The sequence below is a fragment of the Micromonospora sp. WMMD1274 genome, assembly GCF_049179035.1.
Taxonomy (GTDB): Bacteria; Actinomycetota; Actinomycetes; order Mycobacteriales; family Micromonosporaceae; genus Micromonospora; species Micromonospora tulbaghiae.
In genome coordinates this window covers 6,862,748-6,877,768 of record NZ_JBMHMG010000001.1, presented here as the reverse complement: position 1 = coordinate 6,877,768, position 15,021 = coordinate 6,862,748, and the positions used below count along the sequence as shown (strand labels likewise).

General features: G+C 72.7%; 15 protein-coding genes. 8 read left to right on the top strand and 7 right to left on the bottom strand.

The features are described from left to right. The first annotated feature begins 33 nt into the window (after nt 1–33). The gene (locus ACN27D_RS32540; RefSeq protein WP_421500834.1) at nt 34–1,281 is read left to right on the top strand and encodes an MFS transporter; all 1,248 of its coding nucleotides are present in this window, start codon (nt 34–36) and stop codon (nt 1,279–1,281) included. A gap of 48 nt (nt 1,282–1,329) precedes the next feature. After that, the gene (locus ACN27D_RS32535; RefSeq protein ID WP_421500833.1) at nt 1,330–2,514 is read left to right on the top strand and encodes a lycopene cyclase family protein; all 1,185 of its coding nucleotides are present in this window, start codon (nt 1,330–1,332) and stop codon (nt 2,512–2,514) included. Here the strand turns inward: ACN27D_RS32535 and ACN27D_RS32530 are convergent. Then, nucleotides 2,511–3,629: a serine hydrolase domain-containing protein gene (locus ACN27D_RS32530; protein WP_421500832.1), complete on the bottom strand. Its 1,119-nt coding sequence runs from the start codon at nt 3,627–3,629 to the stop codon at nt 2,511–2,513. The two genes, ACN27D_RS32535 and ACN27D_RS32530, sit on opposite strands and share 4 nt — an antisense overlap. 91 nt (nt 3,630–3,720) lie before the next feature. After that, nucleotides 3,721–4,509, bottom strand: a complete 789-nt coding sequence (locus ACN27D_RS32525; protein WP_421500831.1) for a tyrosine-protein phosphatase — start codon at nt 4,507–4,509, stop codon at nt 3,721–3,723. A gap of 70 nt (nt 4,510–4,579) precedes the next feature. Between ACN27D_RS32525 and rnhA the strand changes: the two genes are divergently transcribed. Then, entirely contained in the window at nt 4,580–5,143 is a 564-nt protein-coding gene (gene rnhA, locus ACN27D_RS32520) for a ribonuclease HI (protein ID WP_421500830.1), read from the top strand. Here rnhA and ACN27D_RS32515 read toward each other — a convergent pair. From ACN27D_RS32515 to ACN27D_RS32500, 4 genes are all read right to left on the bottom strand, one after another. Then, on the bottom strand, nt 5,062–5,322 hold the full coding sequence (locus ACN27D_RS32515) for a hypothetical protein (RefSeq protein WP_120569802.1): 261 nt from the start codon (nt 5,320–5,322) through the stop codon (nt 5,062–5,064). The genes rnhA and ACN27D_RS32515 overlap by 82 nt on opposite strands. A gap of 263 nt (nt 5,323–5,585) precedes the next feature. Then, a complete protein-coding gene (locus ACN27D_RS32510; RefSeq protein ID WP_120569803.1) occupies nt 5,586–5,840 on the bottom strand; it encodes a preprotein translocase YidC in 255 nt (84 codons plus the stop codon). Nucleotides 5,841–6,273: 433 nt separating this feature from the next. Then, nucleotides 6,274–7,167 (bottom strand): pentapeptide repeat-containing protein, encoded by an 894-nt coding sequence (locus tag ACN27D_RS32505; RefSeq protein ID WP_421500829.1) that lies wholly within the window; start codon nt 7,165–7,167, stop codon nt 6,274–6,276. 123 nt (nt 7,168–7,290) lie between these two features. Continuing rightward, nucleotides 7,291–7,692 (bottom strand): SSI family serine proteinase inhibitor, encoded by a 402-nt coding sequence (locus ACN27D_RS32500; RefSeq protein WP_421500828.1) that lies wholly within the window; start codon nt 7,690–7,692, stop codon nt 7,291–7,293. Between the two features lie 408 nt (nt 7,693–8,100). On the opposite strand from ACN27D_RS32500, the gene ACN27D_RS32495 reads away from it, so the two are divergent. The 5 genes from ACN27D_RS32495 (at nt 8,101) to ACN27D_RS32475 (ending at nt 14,087) form a co-directional block, all read left to right on the top strand. Continuing rightward, nucleotides 8,101–9,108 carry an ABC transporter permease gene (locus ACN27D_RS32495; RefSeq protein WP_121686375.1) on the top strand — a complete coding sequence of 336 codons (1,008 nt, stop codon included), beginning with the start codon at nt 8,101–8,103 and terminating at the stop codon, nt 9,106–9,108. Nucleotides 9,109–9,165: 57 nt separating this feature from the next. Next, nucleotides 9,166–10,911, top strand: a complete 1,746-nt coding sequence (locus ACN27D_RS32490; protein ID WP_421500827.1) for an ABC transporter substrate-binding protein — start codon at nt 9,166–9,168, stop codon at nt 10,909–10,911. A gap of 63 nt (nt 10,912–10,974) precedes the next feature. Further along, nucleotides 10,975–11,964, top strand: a complete 990-nt coding sequence (locus ACN27D_RS32485; RefSeq protein ID WP_120569808.1) for an ABC transporter permease — start codon at nt 10,975–10,977, stop codon at nt 11,962–11,964. Between the two features lie 15 nt (nt 11,965–11,979). Continuing rightward, nucleotides 11,980–13,044, top strand: coding sequence for an ABC transporter ATP-binding protein (locus tag ACN27D_RS32480; protein WP_421500826.1), 1,065 nt, complete (start codon nt 11,980–11,982; stop codon nt 13,042–13,044). Continuing rightward, on the top strand, nt 13,041–14,087 hold the full coding sequence (locus tag ACN27D_RS32475) for an ABC transporter ATP-binding protein (protein ID WP_421500825.1): 1,047 nt from the start codon (nt 13,041–13,043) through the stop codon (nt 14,085–14,087). The genes ACN27D_RS32480 and ACN27D_RS32475 overlap by 4 nt, the downstream gene beginning before the upstream one ends. 100 nt (nt 14,088–14,187) lie before the next feature. On the opposite strand, the gene ACN27D_RS32470 is transcribed toward ACN27D_RS32475, so the two are convergent. Beyond that, nucleotides 14,188–14,994 carry an SDR family oxidoreductase gene (locus ACN27D_RS32470; protein WP_421500824.1) on the bottom strand — a complete coding sequence of 269 codons (807 nt, stop codon included), beginning with the start codon at nt 14,992–14,994 and terminating at the stop codon, nt 14,188–14,190. Nucleotides 14,995–15,021 lie beyond the last annotated feature (27 nt).

Sequence of the window (15,021 nt, the reverse complement as noted above, 5' to 3'; positions counted from 1 at the left end):
CGGCGCGCGTCGCCGCTGGTAGGTTGCCTCGCCGTGACGGGGGAACGGCTCGGCGGGCGCTTCGCCCGACTGTGGACGGCGAGCACGCTGTCCGCGCTGGGTAGCGGGACGGCGACGGTGGCCGCGCCGCTGTACGTGGCGTCGATCACCGACGATCCGCTGGTGGTGTCGGCCGGGGCGGCGGTGTCGTGGCTGCCGTGGCTGCTGTTCGCGCTGCCCGGCGGAGTGCTCGCGGACCGGGTGGACCGGCGGCGGCTGATGGTGCTCATCGACTGGGTACGCGTCGCCGCGCTCGCCGCGCTCGCGGTGGCGATGCTGGCCGACCGGGCCGGGATCGCGCTGCTCTACGCGGTGCTGTTCGTGGTGAACACCGGCGAGGTGGTGTTCCGGACCGCCGCGCAGGCGGTGCTGCCGGCGGTGGTGCCGCGCTCCCTGCTGGAACGCGCAAACGGCTGGCTCGGCGGCGGCACCCAGGTGATGCAGAACATGATCGCCGGCCCGCTCGGCGGGTTCCTGTTCGTGCTGGCGGCGTCGCTGCCGTTCGCCCTCAACGCCGGCACGTACGCGCTCAGCGCCGTCCTGGTGGGGTTGCTCGCCGGGACGTACCGGGGCGGGCCGGCGCCGGAGGAGCGGCGCTCGGTGCGGGCGGAGGTCGCCGAGGGATTCCGCTGGCTGTGGGGGCAGCGGCTGCTGCGCACCATGACGGTGCTGATCGGCCTGCTGAACGTCACGCTCACCGCGGCCGTGGCGGTGCTGGTTCTGCTCGCCACCGAGCGGCTCGGTCTCGGCTCGGTCGGCTACGGCGCGTTGTTCACCTGCATGGCGGTCGGCGGGGTGCTCGGCTCGCTGGTGGGGGACCGGCTGATCGCCGCCATCACACCCACCTGGACGGTGCGGACCGGGCTGCTGGTCGAGGCGGGACTGCACCTGGCGCTCGCCGCGTCCCGCAGCGCGGCCGTGGTCGGGTTCGCGCTGTTCGCGTTCGGGGCGCACAGCGCGCTGTGGAACATCGTGGCGAACTCGCTGCGGCAGCGCCTCACCCCGCCGGCGTTGATGGGCCGGGTCGGCAGCACCACGTTGTTCGTCGCCGCGGGTGGCAACTGCGTCGGCGCGCTGCTCGGCGGCGTGGTCGCCGCCCGGTTCGGCATCACCGCGCCGTACTGGGTGGGTTTCGTGGTGGCGGTCGCGGTGATCGCCGCGACGTGGCGGGTCTTCGACCGGGCGACGGTGGCCGCCGCCTACGCCGAGCCGGCCCCGCAGAAGCCCGCCCCGGTGGCCTGAGCGCGGGTCGGCCGGTGGCGGTTCCCGCCGGTGTGGCAGCGTGGCCGGATGCACGCATCCTTCCCGGCCGACGTCGACCTCGCGCTGGTCGGCGGTGGCGGCGCCGCGTCCCTGGTCCTGGCCGCGCTGGACCGGCACGACGTGACCGGGCTGCGGGTCGCGGTGGTCGACCCGGTGCACAAGCGCGGCCAGGACCGCACCTGGGCGTTCTGGGGCCTGCCCGGCGACGACCTGGACCCGCTGCTGAGCGCTAGCTGGTCGCAGGTCGACGTGGTCACGCCCGCCGGCCGCCGCGTCCTCACGCTCGACCCCCTGCGGTACGGCATGCTCCGCTCCGCCCCGGTCTACGACCGGGCTGCCGCGGCCGAGCGGCGGCTGGACGCGGTCCGGATCAGCGCCCAGGCGGGGGACCTGCACGACGACGGTCAGCGGGTCACGGTCCGCGACCCGGACGGGCGGGACCTGGTGCGGGCCGGGTGGGTGCTCGACTCGCGGCCCCGCCGGCCGAAGCGGCCGGGGCGGACCAGCTGGTTGCAGCACTTCCGCGGCTGGTGGCTGGCCGCCGACCGGCCCACGTTCGACCCGGAGCGGGCGGTGCTGATGGACTTCCGCACTCCGCAGCCGGCGCGCGGAGTCTCCTTCGGGTACGTGCTGCCGGTCGACGACCGGTTCGCGCTCGTCGAGTACACCGAGTTCGGGCCGGAGCTGCTCGACGACGCCGGCTACGACAGGGCGCTGCGCGGCTATGCGGATCTGCTCGGGCTGGACCTGACCGCGCTGCGGGTGCGGGAGGTCGAGGATGGCGTGATCCCGATGACCGACGGCCCGTTCGAGTCCCGCCCCAGCCCGCGGGTGGTGCGGCTGGGCACCGCGGGTGGGGCGACCCGCCCGTCCACCGGCTTCACGTTCTCCGCGATGCTGCGCCAGGCCGACCAGGTGGCCCGGGCGCTCGCCGCCGGTCGTCCGCCGGTGCCCGCGCCCGCGTACCCGGGCCGGCACCTGTGGATGGACGCGGTGGCGCTGCGCGCGCTGGACCGGGGGCACGTCGGCGGGGTGGAGTTCTTCGAGCGGCTGTTCGACCGCAACCCGCCGGAGCGGGTGCTGCGGTTCCTCGACGGCGTGACCAGCCCGGCCGAGGACCTGGCGGTGATGCGGTCCAGCCCGCTGCTGCCGATGACCGGCGCGGTGCTCGGCGACGCGGCCGGCCGGCTGCGCGCCCGCCTGCGCCGCTAGCCTCGGTGGCCGGTCGCTGCGGCGACGCGGTCGCGCACGAGCGTCCGCAACTGCTCCATCGGATCACCGTCACCGGCGCCGAGCCGGTTGCGCACCGCCGCCACCGTCAACCCCAGTTCGGGGTACGCGAACGCGAGGCTGCCGCCGCTGCCGGCGGTGCCGAACGACCCGTCGTCGTCGACCGCGTACCCCAGCCCGAATGTGCTCGCCTGCCCGAACACCCACTCCTGGGCGCGTACCGCCGGGGCGGACACCTCCCGCATCCGCTCGGCGGAGATCAGCCGCACCCCGTCGACCGGGCCGAGCAGCGCCGCGTACATCCGGGCCACCGCCCGGGCGCTCAGCGTGCCGACCGACGGCACGTCGGCGCGCAGCACGTCGGGGCGGGAACCGATGACGGTGTCCGGGCGTACCGCGGGCGGGGCGACCGCGTCGAAGTGCGGCAGGTTGGCCCCGGCCCAGGTCATCAGCGCGGACAGGCCGGCGTCCTCCAGACGCGCCAGCCGGGGCAGGTCCGCCTCCGGTACGCCGAGGAACAGCTCCCGGTCCACGCCGAGCGGCTCGGACACCTCCTCGGCGAGCACCCGCGACACGGGCGCGCCGGTGACCCGCCGGATGACCTCGCCGAGCAGCCAGCCCCACGTCCACGCGTGGTACGCCAATCGCTCGCCCGGTGCCCACAGCGGCCGTGCGTCGGCCAGCAGCGCGCACATGCCCGCCCAGTCGGTGAAGTCCTCCGGCGTGACGTCGGCGGGCAGCGCGGGCAGGCCGGCGGTGTGGGTGAGCACGTGCCGCAGCGTGATGCCGTCCTTGCCGTGCCGGGCGAACTCCGGCCACACCCGGGCGATCGGCAGGTCGTAGTCGAGCCGTCCCCGCTCGGCCAGCACGTGCACCACGGTGGCGGTGAGTCCCTTGCCCGTGGAGACCGCGTGCACGGGCGTGTCGGCGGTCATCGGCCGGCCCGTCGTGGTGTCGGCCAGGCCGGCCTGTTCGGAGACGATCGCGACCCCGTCCAGGTACGCGGCCACCTGCACACCGGCCTCCCGGCCGGAGGAGACCAGTTCGCCGATCGTCGCCCGTACCTCGGCCCGCAGGCCGTCCCACCGCGTGTCCACGATCCCGCAGCGTGCCAGACCGCCGTGCCGGCGTCGTCTGCTTTTCGGCCGCCGGTTCTCCGTCGCTGCGTGCTCGGCGGGGCGGCGGCGCTCAGCGGGCGAGTGTCGTCGGCGTGCTGCCGGTGGTGCCCTGGGTGGGCAGCATGTGCGTGTCGTCGGTGAGCAGCCGGGCGCGCAGCGCGTCGACCGTCTGCGCGTCGACGCCGAGCCGGCCGGTCACGTAGCCGTGCACGGAACCGTGGGCGGCCCTCAGGTCGGCCAGCACCAGCCGGATGACCTCGGCCGGCGCCCGCCCGTACGCCGGCCAGCCCGGTGTCGCCCCGCCGTTGCGATCACGCCACTCCGCCACCAGCAGGTCGGTGGCGTGCTCGGTGAGCGCGAAGTCCGCAGCGATCTGGTCGTCGTCCACGCCGAGCAGGGACAGCACCAGCGCGGCGAGCAGCCCGGTGCGGTCCTTGCCGGAGGCGCAGTGGAACACCAGCGGATGCTCGCCGTCCGCGATCACCTCGAGAGCCCGGCGCAGCTCGGCGACGCCGTCCTCGGCCACCTCGGCGTACCGGTCGGCCAGGTATCGCCACGGGTCCACGTCGGGGTCGATGTCCGCCTGCACGTACGGGCGGTGCTCGATGCTCAGGTTGTGCCAGGTCACGCCGAGGCTCTCCGGGGCCCGGCCCCGGTCGGCGATCTCCCACGGGTACCGCAGGTCGATCACGGTGCGCACGCCCAGCGCGGCGAACCGTTCCAGATCGTCACCGGCGAGCTTGGCCAGCGAGTCCGAGCGGTAGAGCCGGCCCCGGGCGACGGTGCGGCCGTCGCCGGTCCGCCAGCCGCCGAGGTCACGGAAGTTGCAGAGCGTGGCGAAGTCCGGGGGAGTGGTCATGCCCGCACGCTAGCCGGGCGCGGCGGGTCGGGTGGTCCCGCGCGCCCGCGTACCCGGTAGGTTGCCGGGCATGGTGGAGGCGGAGACCGGCCGGGTCGTGGAGATCTGGACCGACGGCGCGTGCAGCGGCAATCCCGGGCCCGGCGGCTGGGGCGCGGTGCTGCGCTGGGGCGGGCACGAGCGGGAGCTGTGCGGCGGCGAGGCCACCCCGACCACGAACAACCGGATGGAGCTGACCGCCGCGATCCGGGCGTTGGAGAGCCTGACCCGTCCGGTCACGGTACGGCTGCACACCGACAGCACCTACGTGCGCAACGGCATCACCGGCTGGCTGAACGCGTGGAAGCGAAACGGCTGGCTGACCGCCGCGAAGCAGCCGGTGAAGAACGCCGACCTGTGGCAGGCGCTGGAGGCGGCCTGCGCCCGGCACGACGTGACGTGGCTGTGGGTGAAGGGCCACAACGGCCACCCGGAGAACGAGCGCGCCGACGCGCTGGCGAACCGGGGCATGACCGAGGCGCGGAGCGGCGCTGCCGCCGCCCCGCGTACGGCTCACCGAAGCGGCCGGCCCTCCTCGATCTCCTCCGGCTCCTCGGACGGGTCGCCGGTGCCGGAGACGGCCTCCACGTCGTAACCGGCGCGGCTGACCTCCCGCGCCGACCGCCGGTCCTCGGCGGGCAGGTCGGCGAAGTCGTCACCGGTGTCGTCGGTCGTGTGCAGGGACTCGCCCGGCGGGCGCAGGGACGCCTCGTACGCGGTCGCGCCGTCGGGTTCGTCGCCGGCCGCGCGGCCGAAGGACTGTTCACTGGTCATGTCGCACTCCTGCCCGCAGCGGTTGACGGCAAACGTTGAGCGGCCCTTGCCCGGCCGGTGACCTGCGTCGGTTCGGCGGCCCGTGTCCGTCCGGTGGCCTGTGCCCGGGGCGGTGGCCCGTGTCCGTTCGGTGGCCTGGTCGGCTCGGTGGTGGGCCCGGTCGGTTCGGTCGGCCTGTGCCTTGCGTCGGTCCGGTGGCCTGCGCCCGTTCCGTGACCTGCATCGGGCTCGGCTCGGTGGCCGTTCCGTGGCGCGCGCCCGTTTCAGCCGGCCGCGTCCGGGCCGCGGGCCGCGTCCGGATGGGTCGGCATCGAGGAGCCGCCCGAGCTGCTGCCGGACGCCCCGCCCGCCATGCCGGACCCGTCGTCCTCGGTCACCTCGTCCGGCTTCGGCGCGCCGGGAGCGGGCGCAGGCACGTCGGTGTCCGCCGCGGTCTGCACCAGCGGAACCTGCCCGGCCTCGTCCTCGGCGTGCGCCGGGTCGACCGGCTCCTCACCGTCGCGTGCCCGATACCCCACCGGTGGCCTCCCGTCGGTCGACAGTCGTCCGCGCCGCCTACCCGACCCCACCCCCACCAAACCCACGCCCCTCCCGCGCCCGCCCGTCCTCCCACCCCGGCCCCTCCCTCCCTCCCGTCTCGCGGTTGATCAAGGACTTCGTGTCCCGTTCCGCCCTCGAACCCGCCCCAAACTCCTTGATCACCCCCGAGGTCCCTCCGGTGGGCCCTCAGCCGCGGTGATCAAGGAGTTTGTGGCTTGGGACAGGGCTGACGGGGACACAAACTCCTTGATCAACGCTGTCCGGTGCCGGTGCCGGTGCCGGTGCCGGTGCCGGTGCTGACGGGTCGGTGCGGGTGTCAGTGCCGGTCGGCCGGTGCGAGGCGCGGGCCGGTGGCCGGTGGCGGCGGGCGCGGGCGGGCGGGCGCGGGCGGGCAGGGGAGCGTCGACGGGGTCAGCGGCGGCGCTGGCGCGGGCGGGGACGCGTCGGGGTCAGCGTCAGCGACCAGTGGGCCGGGCGGCGTAGCCCCGGCGGCAGCACCGTTCGGTGGTCGCCGCGCGCGGCGTCGAGCTGCGACTGGTGCGCGAACAGGCACTCGCCCAGGTCCGCGCCGCGCAGGTCGGCTCCGCGCAGGTCCGCGCCGGTCAGGTCGGCGGCGCCGAGGCGTACGCCCCGCAGGTCGGCGCCGATCAGGCAGGCGCCGCGCAGGTTCGCCCCGGCCAGCGGGGTACGGCGCAGGTCCACCCCGATCAGCATCGCGCCCCGGCGGTCCGGCCCGGCCTTCCCGGCGCGGGCCTGTTCGGCGGCGCGGGACAGCAGGCGGTTGGCGCGGTTCCGGTGCGCGTCGACGTCGAGGGCGAGCAGTTCCTCGGGGGTGCCGTCGGTGAGCCGGCCGGTCTCGTCGAGCGCGGCGGTCAGCTCGTCGCGCAGCGGTCCGGCCGGGGTGAGGCGTACCGCCTCGGTCAGGTACCAGAGCAGCTCGTGCAGTGGCCGCAGCACCGCGAAGCTGTCGAACATCCGTTGCGCGGTGGCGGGGTCGGCGCGCCAGTCGCGGCCGGCGAACGTGTTCTGGGTGAGGTGCTGACCGGCGCCGAAGCAGTCGAACACGGTGCATCCGGGGAAGCCGCGTTGCCGCAGCTCGGTGTGGATGCCGCAGCGGAAGTCGGCGCCCAGGTTCGGGCAGGGCCGCCCGGCGGGCTTGTCGACGGCGAAGTCGGCCGACGCGGTGAACGCGGGCGCGACGCAGCAGACCCCGGCGCAGCGCGAACAGTCCGCCCGCAACTCCCGCCCGCCACCCACCGCGCCCGACCCCGGTCCCACCGTTCCCCCTCCCGATACCCCGCCCATTCTCCCCACCTCACCCTGCAACCTCCCCACCCCACCCCGTCGATCATGAGGTTGACGGCGACAAATCGGACCGGAATCGCCGCCAACCTCATGATCAGCGAGAAGAGGCGGGGGAGAAGAGGGTCAGAAGGTGAAGAGGGCGGCTGTGGTGCGCTGCATCAGGCAGGGGTTGGTGAACGTCCGCGTGTAGGAGACCGGGCGGTCCTGCCAGAAGCCCACGGCACGCGCGACGACCGGGGCGTACTGGGAGGTGCACGGCGCGCCGTCCACGTCGAGCGCGTCCAGGTCGCCGTCGACGCGGGCGACGAGCCGGCAGGCGGTGATCGGGTCGGGGTGCAGGCCGCCGGTGGGGCCGCAGGTCAGCACCGTGGCGCGTACGCCGGAGCCGTCGTCGACAGTGAGCAGCAGCACCGAGGGGGTCTGCGGGCCGGGGCGCGGCGCGGCGTCCGCGGGGGAGGCCGGCACGGCGAGGCCGCCGAGCGCGGCGGCCAGGGCCAGGGCGGCGGTACGTCGGGCGAAGGGCATGGGTGGTCCTTCCGTCGGGGCCCCGGGTGAGGGCCGGTGGGTGGCCCGGCACGTCGTGCGAACCGGACCGCCGAGAACCCTAGGTGGACGGTGTGAACGCGAAGAGTCACGAAGTGTTACACCGGCCGGCCGCACCGACCGCCCGGTGTGACATCGGCGTGCGGGAATGCCCGAACGGCTGACAACCGCTTCAATGCCTCGCGGCAACGCATTCCGAATTTGCGGGACGGCTACCTGAAAGGCTGACAACCGAATCGCTTCGTTATTGCGCCGATGCATTCCGTACGCCGGATCGTTGTCAATGCGCGACAACCGGAACGGCCGTTACCGGAACGATTCTTTCCGGTGCTCGGAAGCGCATTACCGTCGGGTGGCAGGACGTTTTCGTCCCCATCGGGAGGACTGCTCATGAGCGAACTGTCGCACCCACCGGCCGCTCCCGGCCCCGACGTCGAGCCCGTTCCCGCACCAGCGGGCCGGCCCGGTGAATTCGTCGGCCGGTCACCCGGCCAGCTCGCCTGGCTGCGGCTCAAACGCGACCGTACGGCCAAGGCCAGCGCCGTCACGCTCGCCGTCGCCGCCCTGGTCGCGCTCGGCGCGCCACTGCTGGGACGGCTCACCGGAATCGACCCGACCGACAAGTTCGTGGACCGGCTCAACGATTTCGGAATGCCGATCGGGTACGCCGGCGGAATCAGCGCCGACCATTGGCTGGGGCTCGAACCCGGCAGCGGCCGGGACATCCTGATGCAACTGGTCTACGGCCTGCGGACGTCCCTGTTCATCGCGTTCACCTCGGCGTTGCTGGCCTGCGGAATCGGCGTCGCGGTCGGTGTGCTGGCCGGATGGGCCAGAGGCTGGCTGGACAGCGTCGTCAACTGGCTGATCGACCTCACGCTGGCGTTCCCGTTCCTCATCTTCGCGCTCGCGGTCATCCCGATCCTCCAGGACCGCTTCTACTCCGACCGGGAGGCGCCGTCGCCGGCCTTCCGGGTGGCCCTGATCGTCGCCACCTTCGGCCTGTTCAGCTGGACGTACACCGCGCGGCTGGTCCGGGGACAGGTGATCTCGCTGCGGGAACGGGAGTTCGTCGACGCGGCCCGGGCCGCGGGCGCCGGCACGCGGCACATCCTGCTGCGGCAGCTGCTGCCGAACATCTGGGCGCCGATCCTGGTCACCGTCTCGCTGATGGTGCCGCAGTTCATCGCCATCGAGGCGGCGCTGGCGTTCGTCAACATCGGCGTCACCGAACCCACGCCCGACCTTGGCCGCATGATCTTCAACAGCATCGGCTACGTCGCGAGCGACCCCTGGTACACCCTGTTCCCCGGGTTGACGGTCTTCCTGCTGGTCCTGGCGTTCAACCTGCTCGGTGACGCGCTGCGCGACTCGCTGGATCCCCGCTCCACCCGGTAGTCCCCACGGCCATCAGTGCCCGGCCGGCGGGGGCCGCCGGGCAGGAAGGAGCACACCGTGCGCGCACGGACCCGGACACTGACAGGTGTCCTCGCCGCGGCGGCGCTGGCCGCCGCCGGTTGCAGCCCCACCACCGACGGCGGTGGCGACGGCGACCAGAAGACCAAGACCCAGAGCGGCTCGATCTCGTACGAGGCCGCCGACAACCAGGGCCCGGCGAAGGACGTCGACGGGGCGACCCGCGGCGGCACCCTCACCGTCATGCAGCCGGCCGACTTCGAGCACCTCGACCCGGCCCGCAACTACGTCAACGTGCAGCAGGTCGCCGGAGGGCTGCTCTACCGCGCGCTCAACGGCTACAAGGAGGACGGCAGCGGCAAGCTGCTGCTCGTCGGGGACCTGGCCACGAACCCCGGCAAGGACGTGAACGGCGACTGCAAGGTCTGGGAGTTCACCCTGCGCGACGGCGTGAAGTACGAGGACGGCACGCCGGTGTCCAGCAAGGACGTCGCCCACGGCATCGCCCGGTCGTTCGCCGCGAACCTCAACGAGGGCCCGCATTACATCCAGCAGTGGCTCTACCCGGGCGGGGCGTACAACGCCACCTACAAGGGACCGTACGACGGTGGCAAGCCGGTGCCCGACGGCGTAGCCACGCCCGACGACCGGACCATCCGGTTCACCTTCCCGCAGCCGCACTGCGACCTGCCGTACGCCGCGGCGCTGCCCACCAGCGCTCCCGCGCCAGCGGCGAAGGACACCCGCGCCAACTACGACCTGCGGCCGTTCTCGTCCGGGCCGTACCGGGTGAAGTCCTACCAGCGCGACGTGTCGCTGGAGCTGGAACGCAACCCGAACTGGGATCCGGCGACCGACCCGATCCGCAACGCGTACCCGGACGCGATCCGGATGACGTTCGGCCTAGAGCAGGCGCAGATCGCCGAGCGCCTGGTCGCCGACGGGCCGGCCGACCAGGCGGCGCTGAGCTGGTCGGACGTGCCGCCGTCGGTGCTGCCCCGCACGACCGGCGCGGGCGTCTCCGACCGGGTGGTCCGCGGACCGACGCAGTACAACTGGGTGCTGAGCATCAACACCCAGCGGGTCACCGACCTGGGCGTACGGCGCGCGCTGAACTACGCGGTCGACAAGGACGCCCTGCTCAAGGTGCTCGGCGGGCAGGCCGCCGGCTCACCGGCGACCACGCTCATGTCGCCCACCACCGCCGGTTTCGTCCCGTACGACCTGTTCAACGCCCCGGTCACCGGCGACAAGGCCAAGACCGCCGAGCTGCTCGCCGGCAAGCGACCCAAGCTGGTGCTCGCCCACTCCAACCTGGAACTGCGCACCCAGCAGGCCGAGGCGCTGCGCAAGAACCTCACCGACATGGGCTTCGAGATCGTGATGAAGCCGATCGACAACAGCAGCTACTACGACGAGGTCGGCCGCAAGGACAACCCGTACGACCTCTACCTCACCGGCTGGGGCTCGGACTGGCCCACCGGCTCCACTGTCATCCCGCCGGTCTACGACGGACGGGAGATCGTGGCCGAGGGCAACCAGAACCTGTCGTACCTCGACGAACCGTCGGTCAGCGCGGAGATCGACCGGGTCCGCGACCTGCCGGCCGCGGAGCAGGACGCCGGCTGGATGGCGCTCGACCGCATGATCATGGAGAAGTACGCCCCGGTGGTGCCCTGCTACTACGACGCCACCTACGAGCTGCACGGCTCGAAGGTCGGCAACGCCTTCCTCAGCGACGCGTTCGGGATCATCTCGCTCAACGGCATCTACGTGAAGAAGTGACAGCCGCGCGGGGGCGGCGGCCACGGCGGCCGTCCCCGCGCCGACCTCGGGGGAGGTGCTCCCGTGCTCCGTTTCGTCGTACGGCGGCTGCTCGTCGCCGCCCTGACCCTGGTCGTCATCAGCCTGGTCACGTTCGGTCTCTTCTTCGCGGTGCCGAGCAGCCCGGCGAAGGTGATGTGCGGCAAGAACTGCACGGCCGAGGACATCGCCCAGGTCGAGCGCCGGCTCGGCATCGACCAGCCGCTGCCCCGGCAGTACGCCGACTTCGTGGGCGGCGTCTTCGCCGGCCGCACCTACGGCGAAGGTGACTTCCGGCAGGACTGCCCGGCGCCCTGCCTCGGCTACTCGTTCCGCAACAACCAGCCGGTCACCGAGATCGTCGCGCAGCGCGCCCCGGTGACGTTCAGCATCGTCCTCGGCGGCGCCGTGCTGTGGCTCGGCCTCGGCGTCTCGCTGGGCATGGTGTCGGCGCTACGCCGGGGTACGGCGTTCGACCGCGCCGCGATCGGCGTCACGCTGGCCGGGGCGTCGATGCAGGTCTACTTCTTCGGGCTGATCCTGCTCTACCTGCTCGTCTACTCCACCGGCCTGCTGCCGTTCCCCAGCTACACCCCGCTGACCGAGAGCCCGCTGCGCTGGGCGGCCGGGCTGCTGCTGCCGTGGATGACGCTGGGGTTCCTCAACTCCGCGCTGTACGCCCGGCTGGCCCGGGCGCAGATGCTGGAGACGTTGTCGGAGGACTTCGTCCGTACCGCCCGGGCGAAGGGGCTGCCCGCCCGGAAGGTGCACACGCGGCACGCGTTGCGGGCGGCGATCACGCCGATCGTCACGATCGCCGGGCTGGACATCGGCACCAGCCTCGGCGGCACGTTCATCACCGAGACCATCTTCGGCCTCCAGGGTCTCGGCAAGGCGACAGTGGAGGCGGTGCAGTTCCTCAACCTGCCGGTGGTGATGGCGACGGTGCTGCTGGCAGCGGTGTTCATCGTGGTCGCCAACATCGTCGTCGACGTGCTGTACGCGGTGATCGACCCGCGGGTCCGGCTGAGCTGAGGGGAGGGATCGGACATGGTGGAGCTTCCGGCGCCGCGTCGCGGCGAGGGCCCGTACCTGCGGGTCGAGGATCTGCGGGTGCGGTTCGACACCGAGGACGGTGTGGTGCGGGCCGTGGACGGGGTGTCGTTCGCGGTGGAGCGGGGTCGCACGCTGGGGATCGTGGGGGAGTCCGGGTCGGGTAAGAGCGTGACGTCGCTGGCGGTCCTGGGTCTGCACAACGCGAAGCGGACGGCCATCTCGGGGGAGATCTGGGTGGGTGGGCGTCAGCTCGTGGGGTTGGGTGAGGAGGAGGTGCGGCGGCTGCGGGGCCGGGACATGGCGATGGTTTTCCAGGATCCGTTGTCGGCGTTGCATCCGTATTACTCGGTGGGTCGGCAGATCGCGGAGGCGTATCGGGTGCATCACCCGAGGGCGGGTCGGCGGGAGGCGCGCACGCGGGCGGTGGAGATGTTGGGCCGGGTGGGGATTCCGCAGCCGGGGAAGCGGTTTGATCAGTATCCGCATGAGTTCTCGGGTGGGATGCGGCAGCGGGCGATGATCGCGATGGCGTTGGTGAACGATCCGGATCTGCTGATCGCGGATGAGCCGACGACGGCGTTGGATGTGACGGTGCAGGCGCAGATTCTGGATCTGCTCAGTGATCTGCAGGAGGAGTTCCGGTCGGCGATCGTGTTGATCACCCATGACTTGGGTGTGGTCAGTCAGGTGGCTGATGACGTGTTGGTGATGTATGCGGGTCGGGCGGTGGAGCACGGGAGTGTGGAGCGGGTGTTGCGGGCGCCGCAGCATCCGTACACGTGGGGGTTGTTGTCGAGTGTGCCGTCGTTGCACGGCGACGCGGATGCGGACCTGGTGCCGATCCCCGGTAACCCGCCCAGTCTGATCAACCTGCCGTCGGGGTGCGCGTTTCATCCGCGTTGCCGGTGGGCCGGGGTGAACGGTGACCGGTCCCGCACCGAGGTTCCCGAGCTGGTTCCGGCGGGGGCGGCGGGTCACCTGGTGGCCTGTCACCTGCCGGTCGCCGCGCGGGAGCGGATCTACCGCGACGACATCGCCCAGGTGGGAGTGGCCCGATGAGCACCGAGACCGAGCCGTTGCTGTCGGTGCGGGGCCTGACGAAGCACTTCCCCGTCCGGCAGGGTCTGCGTGCGCGGGGTGCGGTGCGGGCGGTCGACGGCCTGGACTTCGACGTACGGCCCGGCGAGACCCTCGGACTCGTCGGGGAGTCGGGGTGTGGGAAGACCACGACCGGGCGGATGCTGGTGCGTCTGCTGGAACCCACCGCCGGGTCGATCGAGTTCGCGGGTCGGGACATCACCCACGGTGGGCGTCGTGAGTTGCGGGCGCTGCGGCAGGACCTGCAGATCATCTTCCAGGACCCGTACGCGTCGTTGAACCCCCGCCACACGGTCGGGCGGATCGTGGCGATGCCGTTGCAGGTCAACCGGATCACCCCGCCGGGCGGGGTGAAGAAACGGGTGCAGGAACTGCTCGAACTCGTCGGGTTGAACCCGGAGCACTACAACAGGTATCCGCACGAGTTCTCCGGCGGGCAACGCCAGCGCATCGGCATCGCCCGCGCCCTCGCGCTGAAACCCAAACTGATCGTGGCCGACGAACCGGTCTCGGCGCTGGACGTGTCGATCCAGGCGCAGGTCATCAACCTGCTACGCGACCTGCAACGCGACCTCGACCTGGCGTTCGTGTTCATCGCCCACGACCTCGCCGTCGTGCGGCACTTCTGCCACCGCGTCGCCGTCATGTACCTCGGCAAGATCGTCGAGATCGGTGACCGCGACACCATCTACACCCGCCCCCAGCACCCCTACACCCGAGCCCTGCTCTCCGCCATCCCCGACGTCACCGCCCTCGGACCCGCCGGACGCATCCGCCTCACCGGCGACGTGCCCACCCCACTCAACCCACCGTCGGGCTGCCGCTTCCGCACCCGCTGCTGGAAAGCCACCGACCACTGCGCCACCGAAGAACCCACCCTGACCACCCGCGACGACGGCGCACAGCAAACCGCCTGCCACTACCCCGAGAACGAGCCCACAAGCTCCCCGGACGATGTGGCGGTGGGAGCCACCCTCGAACCCGGCAGCAACGAACGCACCTGACCCACGACGGGGCCGGGGGCGACCGTGCCCGGCGCAGGGATCAAGCCTGACCGCCCGGAGCCGGGCACGGTCGCCCCCGGCCCTCAACAGCGACCACAGGCTAGGCAGAACGCCACGAGTGGGAGGAGAGAGCAGAAGCCTGCGGACCCATCAACAGCATCCCCCCGTCCACCGCCCACGACGCCCCCGTCACGTACGCCGCAGCCGGTGAGGCGAGCATCGCCACCACCGCCGCCACCTCGCGGGCGTCACCGGGCCGTCCCACCGGCACACCGGGACGCTCCTGCGTGAACGGGTCGACGTCCTCCTGCCCGGTCATCGGCGTGGCGATCTCACCCGGGGCGACCGCGTTGACGGTGATCCCGTCGGCGGCCAGTTCCTGCGCCATCACCTTGGTGAGCAGGCCGAGGCCGCCCTTGGCCGCGCAGTACGCCGACGAGCCGACCCGGGGCGCGTGCTCGTGCACGCTGGTGATGCTGATGATCCGGCCGCCCCGCCCGGCCGCGCGCATCCGCCGGGCGGCCCGCTGCGAGCACAGGAACGGCCCGTCCAGGTCCACCGCCAGCACCTCCCGCCACTTCTCCCAGCTCACGTCCACGAAGGGCTCGGACAGGCCGGTGCCGGCGTTGTTGACGAGCACGCCCAGGCCGCCGAGCCGGTCGGCCAGCTCGTCGACCACCGCCGCCGCTTCGGGGAGCCGGGTCAGGTCCAGCTCGGCGATCTCGCAGCGGCGGCCGGTGGCACGTACCTCGGTGGCGGTGCGGTCGGCGCCCACCGCGTCGCCGTACCAGGTGATGCCGATGTCGTAACCGGCTTCGGCGAGCGCCACCGCGCACGCCTTGCCGATGCCGGAGTCGGCGCCGGTGACGATCGCGAGCCGGTCGTAGTCCTCGTATCGTTCGGGCATGTCCGCGCACTACCCGCGGGCGGCCAC

Coding starts and splice junctions, on each gene's coding strand:
- ACN27D_RS32535 (WP_421500833.1), top strand. CDS start 1,330: ATGCACGCATCCTTCCCGGCCGACGTCGACCTCGCGCTGGTCGGCGGT.
- ACN27D_RS32525 (WP_421500831.1), bottom strand. CDS start 4,509: ATGACCACTCCCCCGGACTTCGCCACGCTCTGCAACTTCCGTGACCTC.
- rnhA (WP_421500830.1), top strand. CDS start 4,580: ATGGTGGAGGCGGAGACCGGCCGGGTCGTGGAGATCTGGACCGACGGC.
- ACN27D_RS32515 (WP_120569802.1), bottom strand. CDS start 5,322: ATGACCAGTGAACAGTCCTTCGGCCGCGCGGCCGGCGACGAACCCGAC.
- ACN27D_RS32505 (WP_421500829.1), bottom strand. CDS start 7,167: ATGGGCGGGGTATCGGGAGGGGGAACGGTGGGACCGGGGTCGGGCGCG.
- ACN27D_RS32500 (WP_421500828.1), bottom strand. CDS start 7,692: ATGCCCTTCGCCCGACGTACCGCCGCCCTGGCCCTGGCCGCCGCGCTC.
- ACN27D_RS32495 (WP_121686375.1), top strand. CDS start 8,101: ATGAGCGAACTGTCGCACCCACCGGCCGCTCCCGGCCCCGACGTCGAG.
- ACN27D_RS32480 (WP_421500826.1), top strand. CDS start 11,980: ATGGTGGAGCTTCCGGCGCCGCGTCGCGGCGAGGGCCCGTACCTGCGG.
- ACN27D_RS32475 (WP_421500825.1), top strand. CDS start 13,041: ATGAGCACCGAGACCGAGCCGTTGCTGTCGGTGCGGGGCCTGACGAAG.
- ACN27D_RS32470 (WP_421500824.1), bottom strand. CDS start 14,994: ATGCCCGAACGATACGAGGACTACGACCGGCTCGCGATCGTCACCGGC.